Source organism: Amycolatopsis sp. WAC 01375 (assembly GCF_003947325.1).
Lineage (GTDB): Bacteria > Actinomycetota > Actinomycetes > Mycobacteriales > Pseudonocardiaceae > Amycolatopsis.
In genome coordinates this window covers 231,789-253,096 of record NZ_QHHW01000024.1, presented here as the reverse complement: position 1 = coordinate 253,096, position 21,308 = coordinate 231,789, and the positions used below count along the sequence as shown (strand labels likewise).

Sequence of the window (21,308 nt, the reverse complement as noted above, 5' to 3'; positions counted from 1 at the left end):
CTCGGTCATCGATCGGGACCCCAGTACGTGAAGGACCCCTTCACTGCGCTAGACGCAAGGAAGGGGTCCTTCACGTACCGCGAGGGCCTTACTTCTTCCAGATGATCGGGTCGTCCTTGTACCCGTCACCGTCGCCGAAGGTCGCGCCGCCGACCTCGCCGCCGTCCCTGACGGCCTGGAGTTCGCAGGTGTCGTAGGTCGCGCCGACGGTCTTGAAGTCCTTCTTCGCCGACTCGGACTGGCACTTCGGGGTCTCGCCGGTGATGATCACGCCGGTGCTCTTGTTGTTCGGGCCGACCGCGCGCAGCCGCACCGTGCTGTAGGTGAGGTCTGTGCCGCCGACGTTCTCCACCGTCATCCGGATGTACACCGGAGTCATGCCCTTGGCCTTGTCGCCGTACGCGGCGAGGTCTTCCTTCGGGCCGAGCTCGATCGCCTTGACGGTGATCGCGATGGTGCCGGACTTGTCGTTGCCGTACTTGAACGGGACGACGGCGCGCTCGCCGACCTTCAGTTCGCTGCCGGGCGCGGTGGCGTCCGCGTTCGAGACCGGGACGGTGCCGCTGGTCGCGGGCGAGGACGCCGCGGCCGACGTCGGCGCGGGCGCCGGGGCGGGAGCGGGGCTGCCCGACTCCTCTTTGCCGCCGCAGGCGGAAAGCAGCAGCACGGCGGCGCAGCCGGTGGCGGACAGGGCGATGCGGTCGAACTTCATGGATCTCCTCGGACTCCCCGCCGAATCCTGCTCCGGCGTTCTCGCCACGCACCGTAGTCGATGAGGGAGTAGAACGGTGTGGGCCATTCGCACCACGAACGGTTACGAAAAGGTTACGCTGTTCGGCTTAATGGGGTGCCGTTCACTTCTTCCAGGTGATCGGGTCGTCTTTGTAACCGTCGCCGCCGAACGACGCGCCGCCGACCTCGCTACCGTCCTTGACGCCTTCGGTGTCGCAGGTCTCGTAGGTCGCGCCCGGTGTGCTGAAGTTCTCCGGCGCCGTCTCGCCCTTGCAGGCCGCGGTGCCGCTGGCCATGATCACCTTGGTGCCCTTGCCGTTCGCGTCCACCGCGCGCACCGACACCGAAGTGTCGGCGAGGTCCGTGCCGCCGACGTTCTCGATCACCATCCGGACGTAGACCGGAAGCGTGCCCTCGCCCTTGTCCTTGAACCCGGCGAGGTCCTCCTTGGGGCCGATCTCGACCGACTTGACGGTGATCGCGATCGTGCCGGACTTGCCCGCGTCGCTGAACGGGACGACGGCGCGTTCGCCGACCTTCAGCTCGCTGCCTGGCGCCATGGTGCCATCGGCTCGGACGGTCTTCCCTGCCGCTTCCTCGCCGCAGGCGGAAAGCAGGAGTGCGGCGGCGCAGCAGGTGGCGATCAGGGCGGACTTCATGGATCTCCTAGGACGTCCGCCGAACCGGTACCGGCGAGCTCGTCACGCACCGTAGCCGCATCCGGCGGTGGCGACTGTGGCTCGTTCGCACCACAACCGATCACAAATCGCTTACGCCGATCAGTCCATCCTGGATGGCCCGCGCCACCAGTGCGGCCTTGGTGGGGGCCTCCCGGCCGATCTGGGCGTATTTGACCCGGATCCGCTCGAGATGCGAGTTGACCGTGTTCGGCGAGATCCCCAGCCGGTGCGCGACGAAGTCCTTGGACTCGGACTGGAACCATTCGATGAGCACTTCGGTCTCACGCGCGGAGAGGGCGGGGCGCCGCTCGGAGCGGTCCCCGGCCAGCGCGCCCGCCAGCGACGGCGGCGTGTACGACCGGTCGGCCGCCGCCGCGCGCACGGCTTCGAGGAGGTGCTCGGCGCCCTCGGCCTTGGTGAGATAGCTGAGCGCGCCGAGTTCGAGGCATTGCAGGACGGTCTCGTCGTCGGCCCGCATCGAGTAGACGACGACGCGACGGCCCGCCTCGATGAGCCGGCGCAGATCACCGATGGCCGGGGTGGTGCTGTTCAGGTGCAGGTCGAGGATGACGACGTCGGCCCGCGCGCCCTCGCCGATCCAGGCGGCCCGCACGTCCTCGCCTTCCGCCACGACGGTGACCGGCGGGCTGCCCGACGACAGCCAGTACACGACCCCGGCCCGCACGGCCGGATGATCGTCGACGACCACCGCGGTCAGTTCGGTCCCGAACGCCATTTCGCCTCCATCCACGATTGTTCTCCCAATGCGTGCCATTCGACGTCGACGGCGCCCGATCCGTTCGCCGTCGCACCGGGTTCACCGTCGGTGATCGCCGCGACGCGGATTTCGTCATCGGTCCGCAGGACGCTGACCCTGGCCTGCGATCGGGCGGCGACCAGCGCGGTCATCAGCGGACCGGTCAGTTCGCGGCGGACGCCGGTCGGGATCGGCGCCGGTTCGCCGCTGACCGCCAGCGTCACCGTCAGTCCCCGCCGCTCGGCGAGATCGACGCAGGCCGAGACCTCGTGCAGCAGCGGATCGGGCACGTCGTCGTTCTCCGCGAACAGCCGTCGCAGCTGCGTCGCCGCGAGCGCGCAGCGCCGCCGGACCGCTTCGTCGCGCGGGTCCAAGGTGTGGTCGGCCAGTCCGGCGAGCAGCGGCAGGGTGGCGCCGAGCTGACCGGCGAACCGGCTCCGCTGGTCGGCTTCGCGCTCCTCGGCGAGCGCCTTGCGGTGGGCCTGCCGGTCGCGTTCCGCCGAGGCCTCCGCGGCCTCGCCCACCCGCCGGTTGACGACCCTGATCAGCGCCAGCGTCGCGGCCTGGAAGGTGAGCACGCTGAGCCCGACGATCACCAGGCCGCCGATCTCGCCGCGGTCGGCAGGCGCCGAACCGATCTGCCGGGAGAAGGTGAGCGTCATCTGGAGGACGAGCGCGCCCATCGCGAGCGCGGGGCGGTCCAGCAGCAGCACCAGCAGATGCCAGCCCGCGAGGCCGGACGCCCAGTCGTCCCCGCCGAGCAGCCGATCCGGTGGCAGCGCCCAGACGGCGACCGCCGACGCGGCGAGGACCAGCACCGCCCCCGCGATCGCGACCGGCCAGGGGACCGGCTTCCAGCGCAGGACCCACCACGCCGCCACGACCAGCACCACCGCGAGCGCCGCGAACGCCAACCGGTCGGCGGTGTCGCCGAGCCGGGGCAGGCTCAGCCCGGCCTGGATCACCGCCGTCGCGAGCAGGACCGCGATCCGGCAGCCACCGAGGACCCGGTCCGCGGTCTCACTCATGCGGCCACACCAGGTCCACCGTGGTCCCCGCGCCGGGCGCGGAGGTCACCTCGGCCCGGCCGCCCGCCGCGGCCATGCGTTCGACGAGCGAACCGCGCACACCTCGCCGCTGCGCCGGGGTCCGCGCCGGATCGAAACCGCGGCCCTCGTCCCGGACGGTTACGCGTACCCCGCCTACCACTGTCAGCCTGGCCTCGCCGACACCCGCGTGCCGATCGACGTTCACCAGCGCCTCACGCACGGCCCGCACCAGCGCGAGCGCCGCCGACGCCGGGATCGGCGGGACCGGCGACCAGTGCGTCTCGACCTTCACCGGGCTCTGCGCGAGCACGCCGCGCAACGAGGTCTCGAGATCGACCACACTGCCGGGGCCGGATTCGCCGGTGAGGATCGCGAGATCGCGGCGGGCGTAGCCGGCGACCTCGGCCGGGTCCGCCGTTTCCCCGCGCTGGGCGACCGTGAGGAAGGTGGCCGCCGCCGTGTCGTGCAGGACGGCCAGATACTCCCGTTCCCGCAGTCGTCGTTCCACGGCAAGGGATTCCTCACGCGTCAGCCGGGCACGGCGCTCACGGAGATGGTCGATCCGGCGCGTCGTCCGCGACAGCAGGAGGAAGGCGCCCCTGGCGAGGGTGGCCTCGAGCAGCACACGCAGTACCACCGAGAGACCGCCCTCGAAACCGAGCGGCACCACCTCGATCGCCAGCAGGCAGGCGAGGGCGGGCACGGTGATCTTCGGCGGCCATTCCCACTGGAGGGTGATCGCGGTGATGGTGAGGACGTTCAGGGCCCATTGGTTCAGCTCGCCCGCTTCGGGCGCTGTCAGGAACTGGGTGCCGCAGATCGCCGCGGCGCGCACCAAGGCCAGCGCGAACGCCACCGGTCTGCCCCGGCCCGTCTTTCCCACCAGGTATTCGGTGACGGCGGTGACCAGCGCCAGCGCGAGCAGACCGAAGGCGAGCGGTAGCGCGCCCGACGGTGTGGCGAGCACCCCGAATACGCTGATCACCAGCAATCCGGCGCCTCTGGCCGGACCGGCGAACCGGCCGACCACCCGCAGGAACTCCGCTTCGACGGAGGTCTCACGATCGGACGGCACGGCAGCAGTCAAGCAGACGCCTCGAGCGTCCGCAGGTCCAGTACCCGCCAGGTGAGAGCGTCGTTCCCGCCCGCGGACCACCACACGAACGGGCCGCGCGCCAGCACGGTGCCGAACTCCGCGGCCAGGTCGGCCAGCCTGCCGGTGGCCGTGTCGTAGAGGGCGAGTACGCCGCGATCGTCGTCGACCACGACCGCGTACCGGTCGAGCACGACGACGTCGCCGAACGCGGGCCGGATCCCCTTCCCTCCGACACGTCTTCGCTCGGAGCCGTCGGGTCGCATGAGGTCGAGCCGTGCGGTCCCGCTCTGGCGCAATACCTGGACCCGGCACCAGGACGGCGTGCAGTCGACCAGTTCGACGCTCTGCCCGTCGACCTTCGTCCTGCGGCCGTCGCGGAGGTCGACGAGTTCCGACGGTCCCGCCTGTTCGACGGCCGCCGCCGTCGCGAAGGGCCACGCGGTGAGCGCGTAGTCGCCGGGCAGTGGGGTGCGGGTCACCGGGCCGCCGGCCAACGCCACCGTCCGCACCTCGGTGGCGTCACCCCGCACGGCCACCCAGCTGGCCTGGGCGTCGTGCACGACGAGGTCGTACTGGGAGTCCAGGAGCACGACCCGCCCGGTGTCGGCGGTGACGGGGACCGGGCCCTCACCGTGTGGCCCGGCCCGCCACAACGTCCCCGTCCCGGTGATGTCGGACAGTTCCAGCCACACCAGCGCGTCCGGGGAAGTGGCGAGGACGAACCGGGGCGAGCCCGACGGCGGGACCTCGCGGAGTACACGATCTCCCACCACGAGCCGGACGACGTCGTCCGCTTGCCGCACTCCGGCCGAGGTACCGGAATCGAGGAACGCCAACGGCGTGTAAGGCACCCCGGTGACGGCGTTCGCGGCGATCCTCGCGTCCGGCCAGACGTCGGTGAGCGAAGGGACGGCGGGTGCCTTGGCCTCGGGGGCGGGCGCAGGCAGAACCATCACGACGACGGCCGCCAGCGCGGCCAGCGCCAGCCCCGTGCGGGTGCAGTCGCGCGGGATCACCGCACCACCGCGGGAGAGGAGGCGCTCGCGCGGACGAGCGCCGGAGCGCCGGTCCCGTCGGCGGGGACCGCGTAGATCGCCTTGTCCCGGCCGTAGGCGACGGTCCTGTCGTCCAGCCACTGCGGCTGGTCGTCCAGATGCGCGGGGTCGGCGAGCGGGACGTCGCGGCCGTCGGCGAGAGAGAGCACGTGCAGCCGCCACCGGTCGCCCGTACGGAACTTGTAGGCGACGCGGGTGCCGTCCGGCGAGAGCGACGGGCATTCGACGTTGCGCCGCATCGCGGTCAGCGTGCGACCGCGGAGATCACCCCGCACCAGCCAAGTGCCGCCCGCCGATCTGGCGGTGGCGTAGAACGTCAGATCGTCCCGGGCGAAGGTCACTCCCCAGTAGTTCAGATCCTGGGCCGGGTACGGCTTTCCGTCCACGGTGAGCGCGAAGTCCTCCAGGGAGCCGTAATGGTTTCCGGTGTCCAGGTCGAAGATCCCGGAGGTGGTCGAGAACGTGCCTACCCCGCCCAGATAAGAGTCACCGGAGCGGAACACCGTCCAGCCGACCAGTCGTCCGGACGGGGAGACGCGGACCCGGGACGGCAGCCCCCATTCGGAGATCGACCGTGGTTCGGCTCCCGGTTTCGTGACGACCAGTTCGGCCTGATCGGGCATCGCCGTCGCGCGCAGGCACGCCAGCGTCCCCGCGGCGACGTCCACGCGCTGACAGGCCGGGCCGACGCGGTCGTCCTGCCGGCCCCGGCCCGAGTCGTCCACGTACAGCAGGCCGCCGTGCGCGAGGTCCAGCCGCTGTTCCGCCACCGCGTCCCCGGTGCGCAGTCCGACGAAGACCGCCCCGGCCGCCACCGTGACCACCACGGCCGCGACGCCCACCCACATCCGTTTCATTTCACCCTCGTTCCGGCCAGTACCGACACCAGCAGCACCACGGCGAACACCGCGAACGCGGGCCGCAACGCCACCCCCGCCGCGAGCGCGCCGAACACCACCGCGCCCGCCGCCCTGGCCAGCGCCTGTCCTGTTTGGACGATCGCGAGACCGGTGGCCCGCAACGACTCCGGTACCAGCGGCGACGCGTGCGCCATCAGGACGCCGTCCGTGCACGCGTAGAACACCCCGTGAGCAGCCAGGACGACCGCCGCCACGGGCCATCCGCTCGCCGAAGCGGCCAGGACGGCGTACGCGGCGAGCAGCACGACGTGACCGCCGAGGAACACCTTCCACCGTCCGACGCGGTCGGCGAGCCGTCCGATCGGTGAGGCCAGTGCCATGAAGCTCAACGCCGTCGCCAACGGCAGCAAGGGAAGCGCTCCCGGTGGCAAGCCGGCGGACTGCTGCACACCGACGAACAAGAACATGTCGCCGACCGTGCACACCCCGAGAAGCGCCGCGGCCAGACAGGTGCGGCGGAGCGCGGGTTGCCGCAGCAGGGCGAAACCCGCCCGCAGCCGTACTCGTGACCGCTCGACCGTCCCGGCGGGGGCACGGACGAACACGGCCAGCACGATCACCGCGATCACGGCGAGGCAGAAGCTCACCCCGAACACCGCCGGATAGTCGCCGACGAGAAGCGTCAGCAGGCCGAACGCGGCGATCGGCCCGAGCAGCGCGCCCGCCGTGTCCATCGCGCGATGGACACCGAACGCGCGGCCGAGACCGTCGGCGGGGGTGGCGAGGGTGATCATCGCGTCCCGCGGCGCGGTGCGGATGCCCTTGCCGGCGCGATCGGCGCCGATCACCAGCCCGATCGCGCCGAGCGAGGATCCCGCCGCGGGGAAGGCGAGTTTGGTGACCGCCGAGAGGCCGTAGCCTGCCAGCGCGACGGCTTTCGGACGGCCGAGGCGGTCGGAGAGGTAGCCGCCCGCCAGCCGCAACAGCGCGGTCGCGCCCGTGTAGAGCCCGTCGATCGCGCCCAGTTGCAGGTAGCCGACGCCGAGGCCGTAGACGAGGTACAGCGGGAGCACGGCGGTGACCATCTCGGCGGACATGTCCGTGATCAGGCTGACCACGCCGAGGCCGATCACGGTCGCGGGCACCGATCCCGCCCGGCTCGCGGGCCGGGCGGGATCGGTGGAACGGAGGGTGGAGAGGTACATGGCTACGCGCTGACGCGGATGTCGTCGACCGCGGACTCCCACAGCGACGCGGTGCTCGCGTCGGCGGCTTCGACCAGCAGCCGCACGCTGCGCCCGGCGAACGACGACAGATCGGCCGTCGCGGTCTGCCAGGCACCCGCGACCTCGGTCGCGGAGCCGAGCTTCTCGAACACCGTCGTCGGCGTGGTGCCGTCGAGCACGCGGATCCGCAGGTGGTCGGCGGAAGTCGCGTTGTCGCCGTGCGCGAAGGTGTAGGAGAAGGTCAGCTTGCCGCCCGACGGCACGGTGAACGACGGCGAGGCCATCGACGACCCACCGCCGTCGAGGTCGTTGACGCCGTACTCCGATCCGGCCAGCCGACCGGTGACCAGGCAGTTCGCGCCGCTGGTCGTATCGCCGCGCTGCTTGATCTGGTTGCTGTAGGTCGAGGTGGTCTGCTCGGGATCGCCCCGTTCCCATTTGCCCGAGGTGGCGGTGTCCGCCCCGGCCGCGTTGAGCCGCCAGCCCTTGTCGGTCTCGAAGTCGTCGGCGAACGCCTCACCGCCCGCCGGACCGACGCTCACCGAGACCTGCGCCGTCTGGGTCGTGGAGCCCGATGACCCGGTGACCGTGGCCGCTGTCGAGCCGGTCGCCGCGTCCGACGCGGTCAGGGTCAGCGTCGCCGTCGTGGTGCCGTTGGCGGGCGGGGTGACCGACGACGGCGAGATCGTGCCGGTCACTCCTGAGGGCAGGCCCGACACCGACAGCGCGGTCGCCGCGCTGAAGCCGCCGGTGCTGCCGACGTTGACCGTCACCGACGCTGTCCCGCCCGGTTGCACCGACACCGACGACGGGCTGGTGCCGACGGAGAAGGTGGGGGAGGACACGCCCTTCTTGCATTTGCCGGTCGCGGTGTCGGTGAAGGTGCGGCCCGACACCGGCACGAAGTCGCTGCGGTAGTCCGTCGCGCTCAGCGTCAGCTTCCCGACGCCGAAGGTGTTGGTGTTACCCGCTTCCTGCACGGCGGCCGACGACTGGTCGAACTTGTAGTAACCCCGGCCGCCGGTGCCGATCAGCAACTCGCGGACGCCGTTCACGTCATCGCGTGTGCCGTCCGGCCGCGACGGTGCGTACCGCTGGTAATTGTGGTCGTGGCCGACGACGATCAGGTCCGCCTTCGCGTTGTAGAGCGCCTGGAAGAACGGCGTCACCGACGAGTCGTCGCCGTGCGAGCCCCGGCTGAACCGCGGGTGGTGGAAGAACGCCGCCGTACAAGGTTTGGTGCTCGCCGCGAGGTCGTTCTTCAGCCAGGTCTCCTGAGCCGAGCCGGTGCTCCGGGTGATGTTGGAGTTGAGCGCGACGAAATGCCAGTCACCGACGTCGAAGCTGTAGTAGCCCTTGGCGCGTTCACCGGCCCGAGTGCCGAAGTAGTCGAAGTAACCCGAGGCGCCGGACGTGTTGTACTCGTGGTTGCCCGGCGTCGGATAGGTGATGGACTTGAACTGCCCGTAATAGGGGTCGTAATTCTTCTCGTATTCGGACAGCGTGCCCGAGCTGTAGGCGTTGTCCCCGGCCAGGATCAGCGCCTGTGGATTCATTTTCTCGATCAGCGGCGCGGTCTGGTTGCACGAAGACCCGCAGACGTCGCCGACCGCCGCGACGGTCGTGGTCGCCGCGGCGAGCGGACCGTCACCCGCCTGATAGGCGTCGATGGCGAAGCGGCTGGCGGGGTCGGCCAGCGCCGCCGACACCCGTACACAGTCGCCCTCGAACGCGCGGGTGTGGAAGGCTTTGCCCGGCCAGTGCTGAGCGGTGAGCGTGAACGAGCCGGCGGTGCTGCCGGTCAGCGTCACGGAGTCGTTGCCGCGCAACGAAAGTTCCGTGAACCGGACGCGGAGCCAATGCGCTCCTGGCGCGCAAACGGATCGGGCGGCCATCATGGCCGCGCCGTCACCGGACACCGAGGCGGGGCCGCCGGTGACACCCGCCTCGGCGAGTTGCGGAACCTGATCGGCCACTTCGGGTACGGCGGGTGGCGCGGCTCCGCCTGCTTGCGGTTGCGCGGCGACCAGGAACGCCCCGACGGCCAGCGTGGAGGTCGCGACGGCGAGTGTCCGGCGGCGCCATCGGCTTGTGGTTGAGCGCATGGAAAATCCTCTTCGGTCAGCGACGGGAGGAAAGTGGGATTCGGGAATTCCGGGGGATTCTTCCGACGATTCAGACCCTAACCGCGGCCGGAGGAGCGTCAACGGAAAGTCGCCGAGGGGCTGGATAACTCTGAACGGAGCCCGGTTCACCCGACGAAAGTCGGGCGTTTCGGACGGTACGCTGCGCCTTCATGACGAGTCTCGCTCCGGCGGAATTCGGTGCCGCCCTGCGCGCCGCGATCGAACGCAGCGGGCTGAGTCTCAGCGAGATCAGCCGCCGCTTGCGTGACCAAGAGACGCCGGTCAGCGTCAGTGCGCTGAGCTATTGGCAGAATGGTGAGAACCGGCCGGAACGGGCCAGTTCGCTCGCCGCCGTGACCGCGCTGGAAACCATTCTGGGCCAGCGGCCTGAGACGCTCACCGGTCTGCTCGGCCCGCGACGGCCGCGCGGCCGCTGGACCATCCGGGCCGACACGGCCCTGCCCTACGACCAGGTGTGGCGGCGGCCGGAGGAGGTGGCGCGCGCACTGGCCAAAATGGACGTGACACCGGACGAACTCGACACCCCGAACCGGCTTTCGCAATACCTTTCCTACCGGGTGGACGGTGACGGGCACCAGGAATCGGTCCGGGTCCGGCGGCTGATCCGGGCCGATCACGACGGCACGTCGAGGTTCGTCTTCGTGAACCGGTGTTCCAGCATCACGCAGCCGCCGGCCGTGCTGTTCGCCGAAGGCTGCCGTCCGGCGCGGTTCCGCGCGGACGTCCCGTCGTCCACCTGCGTCTTCGAGTTCGCTCTCGACCGCACCTTGGCCGCCGGCGAACTCGCCGTCGTCGAGTTCGGGGTGCGCTTCCCACCGGGGCAAGCCAGAAAGCACGTCCAGATCGCGCTCTACCGCCCGGCCCGCGACGTCGCGGTGCAGATCGTCTTCGACNCGAAGCGACTGCCGCGGCGGTGCGCCGGTTTCTTCCGGCCGAGGGGTTCGATGCCACCCGAGGAACGCTGCGAAGCGACGTTCGACCGGGACACCAGCACGTTCCAGTTCATCACGCTGGACCCGCAGCCCGGCCAGTACGGGATCCAGTGGAGCTGGACGTAGCTATTCGTAAGGACGTTCGGGCGCGGCCACCGGCGTGACGGTTTCGACCTTGAGGAACGGGATGCGTTCGCCGTTGACGGCGTCCGCCACGGACCCCGGCCGGAACGTGCCGGTGACCTCGACCCAGGTGTCGGGTTCGTGCGGGACGCTCCCGTCCAGCACGACCTTCACCGGGCGCCCGTCCGCGGCGCAGCAGGTCAGGATCATCCGGACGAGCAGCGCCCCGCCGTCCGGGCCGGCGGCGGTGAAGCCGGTGAGCACGACCCGTCTCGAACCGAGGGAACGGCCCTCGTCGAACACCGCGCGCGAGGCGTAGTCCAGGACGGTCACCTTCACCGGGTCGCCGTCGGGCAGCGGCGGGTACTCGTCCGGGCGGGCCAGTGCCGTGCCCGCGTTGCCCGCCGCGTAACTGCCGAGTGGTTGCGGGGAGACCAGCAGCAACGCGAGGACCGGAAGCGGGAGCAGCCAGGCCACCTTCGGGTGACGATGGCGGTTCGCCGCCGCCAGGATCAGGACCAGGACGCCCGAGGCGAGCAGGAACGGCCAGAGCCCTTCCTTCACATAGCGCAGGTATTGGCCGGTCAGGCAGACCTTGACCACGGCCGCGCCCAGCAGGAGCAGCACGACGGTCGCCGCGGTCCGGTTCACCAGAGCACCGCCCCGGTCACGGCGGCGCAGGCGAGCGCGACCACGAACGTGGCGGGCGCGAACCGGACGGCGAACCGCCTGCCGAAGGTCCCGGCCTGCATGGCGAACAACTTCAGGTCGACCATCGGCCCGACCACCAGGAACGCCAATCGGGCGGTGAGTGAGAACTGGGTCAGCGAGGCGGCGACGAAGGCGTCCGCCTCGCTGCAGATCGACAGCAGGACCGCCAGCAGGGCCAACGCGAGGACACTGAGCACCGGGTTGTCCGCGACGGCCTGGAGCCAGCGGCCGGGGACCAGGACGTTGAGTGTCGCGGCGGCCATGGCGCCGACGACCAGGAATCCGCCCGCGTGCACCAGGTCGTGGCCTGCCGCCCCGGCGAACGCCCGCCAGCGCGTGTCACCGTGAGCGTGTTCGGGTAGCTTGATCCACTCCGTCCGGCCGAGGCCGAGCCACAGCCACCCCATCACGACCGACGCGGCGAGACCGGCCGCCGCCCTGGCGAAGACCATCGACGGCTGATCGGGGAACGCGATCGCCGTGGCGGCCAGTACGACCGGATTGAGGGCGGGGGCCGCGAGCAGGAACGCCAGCGCGGCGGCAGGGGTGACCCCTTTGCGTACCAAGGCGCCGGCGACCGGGACCGAACCGCATTCGCATCCCGGCAGCACCATTCCGCTCGCCGCGGCCGCCGGAACCGCGAGAGCGGGATGTTTCGGAAGGACTTTCGCGAAGAATTCGCGCGGGACGAAGACCGCGATCGCCGCGGAAAGGGTCACGCCGAAAGCGAGGAACGGAACGGCCTGGAGGACGATCGAAACGAAGACCGTCGTCCAGGTCTGCACGATCGGTGTCCCGAGGACATCGTCGAGTGGGCCTCGGACGAGCAGAACGACAACGAGAAGGCCCGCGAGCACTTCCACCGAACCGACGCGCCGGTCCACTTCGGTCTTCACCGGCCCTACTCTAGGGTTTTCGCCTTCCACCAGGAATTTCGTCGTCTGGATAACACTGGACGACCACGAATGGGGTGGGTTGCCTTCCTCGCCCGGTCGGGGGTATTTCCGGTTTCCGGTTGTGTTCACCCGGTCGAAGGGCACAAGAATCGCCCCATGCGTGCAAGGCGGTTCGCCTCCCTTTCTGCCGGTGCCGCCGCCGCGGTGTGCGTGGCGGCCCTCGTGGTCACCGACGGCGCGGTCGCCGCCCCCTTACCGGGCGGCCTGGGACCGTGTGTCGGATCCGCCTGCCCGGACGAATACCCGCCGGTGAACAACAAGGACTACGCGGGCCGGGACAACGGCATCAACGTCTATGTCGGCGGCGAATTCCAAGTACGCGAAGCGGCGGCGGAAGCCGAAGGGCGAGTCGTCGTCCTCGGTGATTTCGACATGGCGAAACGCGCAGGCGCGTCCTCCGTCTACAACGTCGGCGTCGCCGGTGTCGGATCACGCGTTCCGCCGCCGGACGGCGCGGACTTCCTGAGCACGGGCGGGAACGTCAGCATCGCGACGGGCCAGCGGCTGCTTGCCGAGGACGGTGTCGTCCGGCACGCGGGAACCGTCACCGGGACGGTGATGGGCAAACTCGAAAAGGACCCCGACGCGGTGAAACCCTATGTGGGCCTGCGCGAGGATCTTCGGGTGGCCAGCAAGTGCTACGCGCGGGAAGGCACCACGCCGCGCCCGGCCACGGGCACGGCGGTCAACCAGGGATACCGCACCCTGTTCACCGGAGACGGTAAGTCCGCGCTGCAGGTGTTCACCGTGGACTTCGACCTGACCGGCGCCACCGGCGGCATGCAGGGGATCGAGTTCGAAGGCATCCCGGCGGGGGCCACGATCCTGGTCAACCTGGTGGGAGCCGCCAGGACGATCAACACCTACACCGGAGACCTGAACGACCAGGACCCGCTGAACAAACTGCGGGAACGTCTCCTGTGGAACTTCCCGGACGCCACCCAGGTGAAGATCGCCGGTGGCGCCCAGTTCCAGGGGAGCGTGCTGATCGGCGAGCCGGGGAGCACCGCGACCATCACCGCGTCCGGGATGAACGGCCGCTTCTTCACCACGGGCTCGCTCGTGCACACCTCCGAAGCCACCGGCGGGGGCGGGCAGGAGTTCCACGCCTACCCGTTCGACGGCGACCTGCCCGAATGCGTCAGCGCGCCGACCATGACCCCGAGCAGCTCCACTTCTTCTTCGTCGTCTTCTTCGAGTTCGACTTCGACGAGCCCGACGAGCAGTTCGACCACGACGAGCAGCAGTTCCACGACGACCAGCAGCTCGGCCACTTCCACCTCGACGACGGCGACTTCGACCACGGCGACCTCGTCGAGCCAGACGAGTACCACCTCTACGTCCAGCAGCAGTTCGGCGCCGAGCAGTAGTTCGTCTGGCAGTGCCACGTCGTCGAGCCCGACGAGCAGCAGCACCGCTACATCTTCGAGCTCGAGTAGCACGTCACCGACGACCAGCAGCTCGTCGAGCACGACGCCGGGTCCCGGGGTTACCGTCACCACCACGCCGGGGCAGCCGGGAGCGACCACTCCTGGCGGCGGGCCGACCGACAGTGGACCGCTGGCCTCGACCGGCAGCGAGGTCCGGGGACTGCTGGTCTCCGGCCTGTTCCTGCTGTTCCTCGGTGGCGCGCTGGTGGTGCTCACGATCCGGTCGAGGCGCCGCGAGTCCTAGCGTCCTGCGCCCGGATCGGGCACTCAGGTTTCGAAAGCGGTCCGGCCCGTCGCCGCCAGATAGGCGTCGACGAGCCGGTTCCCGACCGCGTATCCCGCACCGGCCGGCAGGCCGACGGGAGTGCCGCCGAAGCTGCGGTTGATGCCAGGCCCCGGTCCGTGGGGATGTCGTGAAGGGCTCCATTGAGACGTTGAAGGTCTCATAGGGGCCCTTCACGACATGAGAGTTCGAAACGCCACCGTGAGCCTCAGCGCTACTGCGACAGCGCGTGAAGGCCCCCATCCTTGCGGCTAGGTACAGGAAGGGGACCTTCACGTACTGAGAGGAGGCTCGCCAGAACTGTCCTAACCACTCACGAGGCACCTGTCGCTTACTGCCGCAGGGCGAGGCCGCCGGCGACCGGGATCCCGACGCCGCGGACGGTGTCCAGGAACCGGGTCGGCTGGACGGCGGTGAAACTCGACGCCGATGAAGTGAGGGCCGTCGCAGGTGCCGCCTCGGCGGCGAAGCCCGTCACGACCGACGAGAACGTGAGGATCCCTGCGGCCAGAGCCGCCACTCGGGATCTGAAAGTCGACAGTGGACGCGATGTATCCAGCGCGGGACTCATGTAACCCCCAGTAAAGGCCCGGATCGGGCTTCCGGAATTTACTTTTCTCCCAGCCCGTCCCGGTATCGGCCGTTCAGGCTAGTGCGGCGCCCCTGAGACCGGACCAGGGAAAAGCCCGGATGCCCCTGCCGCCGCCCCCTTCTACCGTCGTGATCATGATCCGACGCCTACTGCTGACGGTGCTCGCCGGTGCGGCGGTCCTGCTCGTGCCCTGGACCGTCTACCTCGCGCATACGCTGCCCGACCGGTACGACACCGGCCAGTGGCGCGCGGCCTGGGTCGGATTCGACGTCGCACTCCTGCTCTGCTTCGCGGCCGGAGCGTGGCTCGGGTTGCGTCGCCGCCGTGCGGCCGTGCCGCTGCTGTCCGCCACGGCCGCGATGTTGTGCTGCGACGCCTGGTTCGACGTCATGCTCGGCTGGACGTCGTCCGAACGGTGGACCAGCGTCGCGCTGGCCGTCCTCGTCGAGATCCCGGTCGCCGTGTTGCTGGCCCTCGCCGCGCGGAGGCTGTCGAGCGAAGCGTTGCCGCGGCGATCGGTCACGTTGCGCGACATCGCGATGCGGGAAGACCCGCGATACCACTGGGTGACGCGCGAGCTTCCCGGCGGAGCGGAGGAGGTCGCGCGCCGCACAGGACTGGGGCGAACCGAAGTCGACGGATGTCTGAAAACCTTGCAGGACAACGGTTTTGTGCGTCGTGACCGGAAAGGCGACTGGATCGCGATCCCGCAGGACCTCCGTGAGCCGAGGCCGGAGGACTACGACGGCGAGGAGCGGGAGCGGGTCACCGCGTTCCTCGACGCAAAGTATGCGAACGAGGTCGCCCTGCTGTCCTGGGCCGCGGAGCACCGCGACGAGTTCGGCCAGTGGTCGACGGCTCAACGGGCCTCGGCGCGGTTGACCGAAGAGGAATTCCGTGAACTGGACGCGGAGTACCGCGAACTGATCGCGCGGTACTGCCGGCGCCGACGTCGTCCGGTGGAGGGGGAGAAGGAACTCTCCGTCCGCTTCTACGTGTTCCCGCCGCCGGAGACCGTCCCGGCCTAAGCCCGTCGAGGGAGGCCTGGGTCCGGGTGGTCGTGAGTGGCGTTTCGGGTTCTAACCCGAAACGCCACTCACGACCACCCGGCCGGATTTCACCACGAACCCCTAGGGATGCCGCCAGGCCAGGAACGTCTCCAAAGTGGTCAACCGGTGTTCCCGCACGGCCAGTTCGATCTCCCCGGCCGGCGCGTTCCGATCGAACAGGTCGAGGATGTTCTGGTGCTCCTGCACGGATTCGTGCGCGCGGCCGGGGACGAAGCTGAACGTCGACGTGCGCAGCCCGGCCAGCCGGTTCCAGCCGCGGTTGACCAGATCGAGCACCTGGGGATTGGGGCAGGTGCCGAACAGGACGCGGTGGAAGTCGCGGTTCAGCGCGGTGAATCGCGACGGCTCGAAGTTGTCCAGGCAGGCGGTCAGTTCCGCGTTGAGTCCCTTGGCGTCGTCGAGTGCCTTGGCGGGCAACGTCGGCGCCGCCAGCGCGGCGGCGTACCCCTCGACCAGCGCGAGGGTCTGCATGGTGTGCTGGTAGTCGCGTTCGTCGGCCATCGCGACCTGCGCGCCGATGTTGTGCTCGTAGGTCACCAGCCCCTCGGCTTCCAGCCGCCGGACGGCCTCGCGCACGGGTACGGTGCTGACCCCGAGTTCCTGCGCGATCTGCCCGAACACGAGACGGTAGCCGGGGGAGAAGGTGCCGTCGTCGATCCTCGCCTTGATCCAGTGGTAGGCGATCTGCGACTTGCTCATCGCGGTCGAGTTCACCGCGTCGCCGGCGGTCACGAGTAGTGCAGCCAGACTGACTTGATCTCGGTGTAGGCGTCGATCGCCCACGGCCCCATCTCGCGGCCCCAGCCCGACGCCTTGTATCCGCCCCACGGCGCGGCCATGTCCGGGATCGGCGGCATGTTGACGAACACCGCGCCCGCCCGGATGCCGTTGGCGAACCGCTGCGCGACGCCGAGGTCGCGGGTCCACACGGTGGCCGCGAGTCCGTACTCGGTGTCGTTCGCTCGCGCGAGCAGTTCGTCCTGATCGTCGTAGGCGGTGACGGCGAGGACCGGCCCGAAGATCTCTTCGCGCATGATCGTCATGTCGTCGGCCACTCCGGCGAACAGCGTCGGCGAGTAGAAGTAGCCTTCGCGGTCGATGCGCCGGCCGCCGGTGACCAGATCGGCGCCCTGCTCACGGCCGGTCGAGACGAGGAAGTCCACGTGCTCGCGGTGCTTCGCGGACACGAGGGGCCCGAGCTGGGTGGACTCGTCCAGGCCCGGCCCGAGCTTGAGGTCTTCCAGCCCGGCGGCGAGTTTCGCGACGAACTCCTGCTCGCGTTTGCGGTCCACGAAGAACCGGGTGTACGCGGCACAGACCTGTCCGCTGTTCAGCGTCGCACCCGCGAGGTTGCCCGCGACGGCGGCGTCGATGTCGGCGTCACCGGCGATGATGCTGGGTGCCTTGCCACCCAGTTCGAGGGTGAGGCGCTTCAGGTTCGACTCCGCGCTGGCGGCCGTGATCAGCTTCCCGACGGCGGTCGACCCGGTGTAGGACAGGTGGTCGACGTCGTCGTGCTTGCTCAGGAGCGCGCCCACCGCGCCGTCGCCGGTGACCAGGTTGACCACCCCCGGCGGGAACCCGGCCTCGTGCACGAGTTCCACCAGCCGGATGCTGGTCAGCGGCGTGACCTCGCTGGGCTTGATCACCACGGTGTTGCCGGTGGCCAACGCGGGCGCGAGCTTCCACACCAGGATCATCAGCGGGAAGTTCCACGGCGTGATCAGCGCGTTCACCCCGACCGGCTCGCGGCGGGTGTAGTGCAGCGTGTCCGGGAAGGACACCGGGTTGGTGGTGCCCTGGATCTTGGTCACCCAGCCCGCGAAGTACCGCAGATGCTCGGCCGCGCCGGTGACGCTGACCTGGCGGGAGATGCCGATCGGCTGACCCTGGTCACGGGTCTCGAGCGCGGCCAGCTCCTCGTGGTGCTCGTCGACCAGCGACGCCAGTTTGAACAGCAGCGCGGCCCGCTGGACCGGCAGCAGTCCCGCCCAGGCGGGGTCGTTCAAGGCCTTCCGTGCGGCGCCGACGGCCGCGTCGACGTCGGCGGACGATGCGGTGCCGACGTCCTCGATCACCTGGCCGGTGGCCGGATCGTACGTCGGCAGTGACCCGCCTCCCGCGGCGGTCCACTGTCCGTCGATGAACAGGCGTGTGGCCATGGCTAGCTCCTCCTCGACCGGTGTGTGATCGAGTATCGGGCGCCACGAGGTCCCCGGTCTTGCTCGCCAGGGCACGCCGATTGTCGGCCAGCGAACCGAATCCGCCGGACGGCGTCGTGCCTTGCGAGGGTGAGGGACATGGACGTCATCGTGGTGGGAGCGGGTTCGGCCGGTTCGGTGGTCGCCAGGAGACTGGCCGACTCCGGGGCGTGGGTCACCCTGCTCGAAGCGGGCGGGCCGGATACGAACCCGGCCATTCACGACCCTTCGCGGGCAGGGGAGCTGTGGCACGGCCCCGAGGACTGGGACTACTACACGGTGCCGCAGCCGCACGCGGCGAACCGGCGGCTGCATCTGCCGCGCGGCAAGGTGCTCGGCGGATCGCATTCGCTCAACGCGATGATCTGGGTGCGCGGCGCCCCGGCCGACTACGACGGCTGGGATCTGCCCGGCTGGCGGTGGGACGACGTGCGCCCGGTGTTCGAACGGATCGAGAAGGATCTGCTCGACGTCGTGCCTAATGAGCCGTTGCATCCGATCCAGCAGTCCATTGTGGACGCGGCAGTGCAGATCGGCCTGCCGTTCAACCCGGACTACAACGGCGACGAGCTCGACGGCGTCTCGGTGCAGCGCGTCACCACACGCGACGGCGAACGGCTCAACACCTGGCTCGCCTACGGGCGACCCGCCGCCGAACGGATGACCGTCCACACGGGAGCGCTCGTCCATCGGCTGCTGTTCGAGGGCGACAAGGTGACCGGTGTGCTGGCCGAGGTCGGCGGCGAACTGCGCAAGGTCTTCGCCGACGAGGTCGTGCTCGCCGCCGGCGCGCTGGCGTCACCGGCGATCCTGCTGCGCAGCGGTATCGGTCCGGCAGGCGAACTGGCCGTGCACGGCATCGACGTCGTGGCGGATCTGCCGGGGGTGGGAAAGAACCTGCACGACCACCTGCTCTCGCCGGTCATCTTCGCGACCGACCGCCGTCAGGTCGACCCGCCCGCGCCCGGCCGTTCGGTGACCCAGACCCATCTGTTCTGGCGCAGCCGTCCCGGCTTGGCGGTGCCCGACACGCAGCCGATCCATTTCAGCGTGCCGATGTACGAGTCGTGGATGACCGGCCCGGAGACCGGGTTCTCGCTGATGGCGGGCATGGTCACGCCGCGCAGCCGGGGCAGTCTCCGGCTTTCGGGGTCGAACCCGCTCGACGAGCCGTTGATCGACCTCGCCGCGCTGGAAGACCCGGCTGACTTCGAGAGCCTCGTCGCGTCGGTGGAACAGTGCCGTGAGATCGGCAGGGCGGCCGCGCTGGCGGAGGACTGGGGTGCCCGCGAGCTGTATCCGGGACCAGGCACCGACGTCCGCGAGTACGTCCGGCGGACCGCGATCACCTACCACCACCAGGTCGGGACCTGCCGGATGGGCACCGACGCCGAATCCGTGGTCGACCCGGAGCTCGCCGTCCACGGTTTGAGCGGACTTCGGGTCGCCGACGCGTCGGTGCTGCCGCGGGTGACCACGGGCAACACCAACGCGCCGGCGGTGCTGGTCGGCGAGCAGGCCGCCCGGTTCATGCTCGGCCGATAGTGCGGCGCAGCCAGGAGGCCCGGGCGGCGAGCGCGGCCCGGGTCACCTCGCTGTCCGGGGCGATCCGGTCGAAACCGTGGTACGCGCCCGCCCAGACGTGCAGTTCCGTGGGCACCCCCGCCTGCCAGAGGCGCCGCGCGTAGTCGACGTCCTCGTCGCGGAAGATCTCGGCCGCGCCGACCTCGATGAAGGCGGGCGGTAGCCCGGTGAGGTCCTCCGCGGTCGCCGGGACCGCGTACGGCGAGGTCTGTCCATTCAGGAGTGATCGCCAGCCGAACTCGTTGGCTGCCCGGCCCCACACGCCGCGTTCGGCGAATTCCACTGTGGACGCGGAGCCGTTGCTGCTGTCGATCATCGGGCACAGCAGCAGCTGACCGGCGAGTGCCGGGCCGCCGCGATCCCTGGCGAGCAAGGCGATTCCCGCGCTCAACCCGCCTCCCGCGCTGCCGCCGCCGACGATCACGCGGGCGGGGTCGAAGCCGAGTCCGTCCGCATGCTCGACCATCCAGGTCAAGCCCGCATAGCAGTCCTCCAGCGGTGCCGGATGCGGGTGCTCGGGAGCCAGCCGGTAGTCCACGGTGACCGCGACGAAGCCGAACTCCTCGACCAGCGAGACCATCCGGGGCAGGTCGGCGAACCGGTCGTCCAGCACCATGCCGCCGCCGTGGATGTTGTAGAACCCCGGCGCGCCCTGGGCGTCCCGCGGCTTGACGACGGTGACGACCACGCCGGTACCGGGTACCTGCCGGTCCTCCCAGACGAGATCCCGGTCGCCGATCGCCTCGGCACAACTCAGGTTCCCGTCGGCCATCGCCTGCCTGATGCCCGCCAGCGAGTCGGTGCCCAGCGGTGGTCCTGCCGGCAATCCTTCGAGGGCCGCGGTGAGTTCGGGGTCGAAGGCCGTCACGGTCCCTCCGGATCGACGACGCCCCGGTCGGCCCAATACGGCTCGACGAGCTCGCGGAGCCGGTCCGCGCCGACGCGCTCGACGAGGTCCACCGCGCCCAGGTTGTCCTTGAGCTGCTCGGTACTCGTCGCGCCGAAGAGGGTGGTCGTGTTGGCCGGGTGGGTGAGGGTGAACGCGAGGCACAGCCGCGCCGGGGTGGCGTCCAGTTCGGTCGCGAGCTTCACCAGTTCCGGAGCGGAGGCGGCGATGCGTTCGCGGATGTCACCGGGGTCGCGGCCGACCTGGCGCGCGCCGCTGTTCTTGCCCAGCAGGACCCCGCCTTCGAAGATGTCCGAGGACTGGAGCGTGACCCCGAGCTCGCCGAAGACCTTCTTGAAGGGCTCACCGTCCGGAATGGACCTTCGCGCGACGCTGTACTTCAGCTGCGCGATGGCGGGCCCTGGCACGTTCTCCGCCGCGGCGAAGTCGTGCAGGGCCTGGATCGTGGCGGCGGACCAGTTGTTCACACCCCACTGCCGGACGAGCCCGGCCTCGCGGAGCTCGTTCAGGTCCAGCACCAGTTGGTGCAAATCGGTGTCGTCGCGGCGGAGATCGCCCAGCACCACCAGATCGGCGTGCTCGACGCCGGCGCGGAACAGCGCGTTGTCGAGCTGGTCGCGGAGGTTGTGTTCCGGATAGCCCTCCAGCCACAGCTTGCTCGAAAGCAGGTAGTCGTCGCGGCGGAGCCCGGCCGCGCGGACCATGGCGGAGAACAGTACGTCGGTGAAGACCGGTGTGGCGCCGGGGAAACCGTATACGCCGACGTCGAAGAGCGTGATCCCGGAATCGACCGCGGTGCGGATCAGGTCCACCGCCTCGCGGAAGTCCATCCGGTCGTAGGTGTGCCAGGAGCCGAGCGAGAGCACGCCGGTGAGCGGCCCGTCGCGGCCGATCCGGCGCTGGGGGATGACGGACAT

The 21,308-nt window shown here is 70.0% G+C and carries 20 protein-coding genes; 4 read left to right on the top strand and 16 right to left on the bottom strand.

Going from position 1 to position 21,308, the window contains the following annotated elements; genetic code table 11:
• Positions 1-88: 88 nt before the first annotated feature.
• The 9 genes from DL991_RS13275 to DL991_RS13235 form a co-directional block, all read right to left on the bottom strand.
• Positions 89-712 (bottom strand): hypothetical protein, encoded by a 624-nt coding sequence (locus DL991_RS13275; protein WP_125784439.1) that lies wholly within the window; start codon positions 710-712, stop codon positions 89-91.
• A 142-nt stretch (positions 713-854) separates the two neighbouring features.
• Positions 855-1,391 carry a hypothetical protein gene (locus DL991_RS13270; protein WP_125784436.1) on the bottom strand — a complete coding sequence of 179 codons (537 nt, stop codon included), beginning with the start codon at positions 1,389-1,391 and terminating at the stop codon, positions 855-857.
• 100 nt (positions 1,392-1,491) lie between these two features.
• Positions 1,492-2,148 carry a response regulator transcription factor gene (locus tag DL991_RS13265; RefSeq protein ID WP_125784434.1) on the bottom strand — a complete coding sequence of 219 codons (657 nt, stop codon included), beginning with the start codon at positions 2,146-2,148 and terminating at the stop codon, positions 1,492-1,494.
• On the bottom strand, positions 2,127-3,197 hold the full coding sequence (locus DL991_RS13260; protein ID WP_125784432.1) for a histidine kinase: 1,071 nt from the start codon (positions 3,195-3,197) through the stop codon (positions 2,127-2,129). The genes DL991_RS13265 and DL991_RS13260 overlap by 22 nt, the downstream gene beginning before the upstream one ends.
• Positions 3,190-4,293 carry a sensor histidine kinase gene (locus DL991_RS13255; RefSeq protein WP_125784430.1) on the bottom strand — a complete coding sequence of 368 codons (1,104 nt, stop codon included), beginning with the start codon at positions 4,291-4,293 and terminating at the stop codon, positions 3,190-3,192. The genes DL991_RS13260 and DL991_RS13255 overlap by 8 nt, the downstream gene beginning before the upstream one ends.
• 8 nt (positions 4,294-4,301) lie before the next feature.
• A complete protein-coding gene (locus DL991_RS13250) occupies positions 4,302-5,330 on the bottom strand; it encodes a hypothetical protein (protein WP_125784428.1) in 1,029 nt (342 codons plus the stop codon).
• Positions 5,327-6,226, bottom strand: coding sequence for a hypothetical protein (locus DL991_RS13245; RefSeq protein WP_125784426.1), 900 nt, complete (start codon positions 6,224-6,226; stop codon positions 5,327-5,329). The genes DL991_RS13250 and DL991_RS13245 overlap by 4 nt, the downstream gene beginning before the upstream one ends.
• Positions 6,223-7,434, bottom strand: a complete 1,212-nt coding sequence (locus DL991_RS13240; protein ID WP_125784424.1) for an MFS transporter — start codon at positions 7,432-7,434, stop codon at positions 6,223-6,225. Before DL991_RS13240 ends, DL991_RS13245 begins: the two co-directional genes overlap by 4 nt.
• Before the next feature lie 2 nt (positions 7,435-7,436).
• Positions 7,437-9,560: a metallophosphoesterase gene (locus DL991_RS13235; RefSeq protein WP_125784422.1), complete on the bottom strand. Its 2,124-nt coding sequence runs from the start codon at positions 9,558-9,560 to the stop codon at positions 7,437-7,439.
• Positions 9,561-9,751: 191 nt separating this feature from the next.
• Here DL991_RS13235 and DL991_RS13230 point away from each other — a divergent pair, with 191 nt between their 5' ends.
• On the top strand, positions 9,752-10,660 hold the full coding sequence (locus DL991_RS13230; protein ID WP_125784420.1) for a helix-turn-helix transcriptional regulator: 909 nt from the start codon (positions 9,752-9,754) through the stop codon (positions 10,658-10,660).
• Here DL991_RS13230 and DL991_RS13225 read toward each other — a convergent pair whose 3' ends face one another.
• Both DL991_RS13225 and DL991_RS13220 read right to left on the bottom strand, forming a co-directional pair.
• Positions 10,661-11,308 carry a TIGR03943 family protein gene (locus DL991_RS13225; RefSeq protein WP_125784418.1) on the bottom strand — a complete coding sequence of 216 codons (648 nt, stop codon included), beginning with the start codon at positions 11,306-11,308 and terminating at the stop codon, positions 10,661-10,663. It abuts the gene before it with no gap.
• Positions 11,305-12,264: a permease gene (locus DL991_RS13220; RefSeq protein ID WP_125784416.1), complete on the bottom strand. Its 960-nt coding sequence runs from the start codon at positions 12,262-12,264 to the stop codon at positions 11,305-11,307. Before DL991_RS13220 ends, DL991_RS13225 begins: the two co-directional genes overlap by 4 nt.
• Positions 12,265-12,420: 156 nt before the next feature.
• Between DL991_RS13220 and DL991_RS13215 the strand changes: the two genes are divergently transcribed.
• On the top strand, positions 12,421-13,998 hold the full coding sequence (locus DL991_RS13215) for a choice-of-anchor A family protein (protein ID WP_125784413.1): 1,578 nt from the start codon (positions 12,421-12,423) through the stop codon (positions 13,996-13,998).
• A gap of 370 nt (positions 13,999-14,368) precedes the next feature.
• Here the strand turns inward: DL991_RS13215 and DL991_RS13205 are convergent, their stop codons facing one another.
• Complete coding sequence (locus DL991_RS13205) at positions 14,369-14,557, bottom strand: hypothetical protein (protein ID WP_125784412.1); 189 nt, start codon at positions 14,555-14,557, stop codon at positions 14,369-14,371.
• Positions 14,558-14,763: 206 nt separating this feature from the next.
• On the opposite strand from DL991_RS13205, the gene DL991_RS13200 reads away from it, so the two are divergent.
• Entirely contained in the window at positions 14,764-15,657 is an 894-nt protein-coding gene (locus DL991_RS13200) for a helix-turn-helix domain-containing protein (protein WP_125784410.1), read from the top strand.
• Positions 15,658-15,759: 102 nt separating this feature from the next.
• Here DL991_RS13200 and DL991_RS13195 read toward each other — a convergent pair whose 3' ends face one another.
• Both DL991_RS13195 and DL991_RS13190 read right to left on the bottom strand, forming a co-directional pair.
• Complete coding sequence (locus DL991_RS13195; RefSeq protein WP_125784408.1) at positions 15,760-16,431, bottom strand: GntR family transcriptional regulator; 672 nt, start codon at positions 16,429-16,431, stop codon at positions 15,760-15,762.
• Positions 16,428-17,861, bottom strand: coding sequence for an aldehyde dehydrogenase (locus tag DL991_RS13190; protein ID WP_125784406.1), 1,434 nt, complete (start codon positions 17,859-17,861; stop codon positions 16,428-16,430). The genes DL991_RS13195 and DL991_RS13190 overlap by 4 nt, the downstream gene beginning before the upstream one ends.
• Positions 17,862-17,999: 138 nt before the next feature.
• Here DL991_RS13190 and DL991_RS13185 point away from each other — a divergent pair, with 138 nt between their 5' ends.
• Entirely contained in the window at positions 18,000-19,445 is a 1,446-nt protein-coding gene (locus DL991_RS13185; protein ID WP_125784404.1) for a GMC family oxidoreductase, read from the top strand.
• On the opposite strand, the gene DL991_RS13180 is transcribed toward DL991_RS13185, so the two are convergent.
• Positions 19,429-20,352, bottom strand: a complete 924-nt coding sequence (locus tag DL991_RS13180; RefSeq protein ID WP_125784402.1) for an alpha/beta hydrolase — start codon at positions 20,350-20,352, stop codon at positions 19,429-19,431. The two genes, DL991_RS13185 and DL991_RS13180, sit on opposite strands and share 17 nt — an antisense overlap.
• On the bottom strand, positions 20,349-21,308 hold the full coding sequence (locus tag DL991_RS13175; RefSeq protein WP_125784400.1) for an aldo/keto reductase: 960 nt from the start codon (positions 21,306-21,308) through the stop codon (positions 20,349-20,351). The genes DL991_RS13180 and DL991_RS13175 overlap by 4 nt, the downstream gene beginning before the upstream one ends.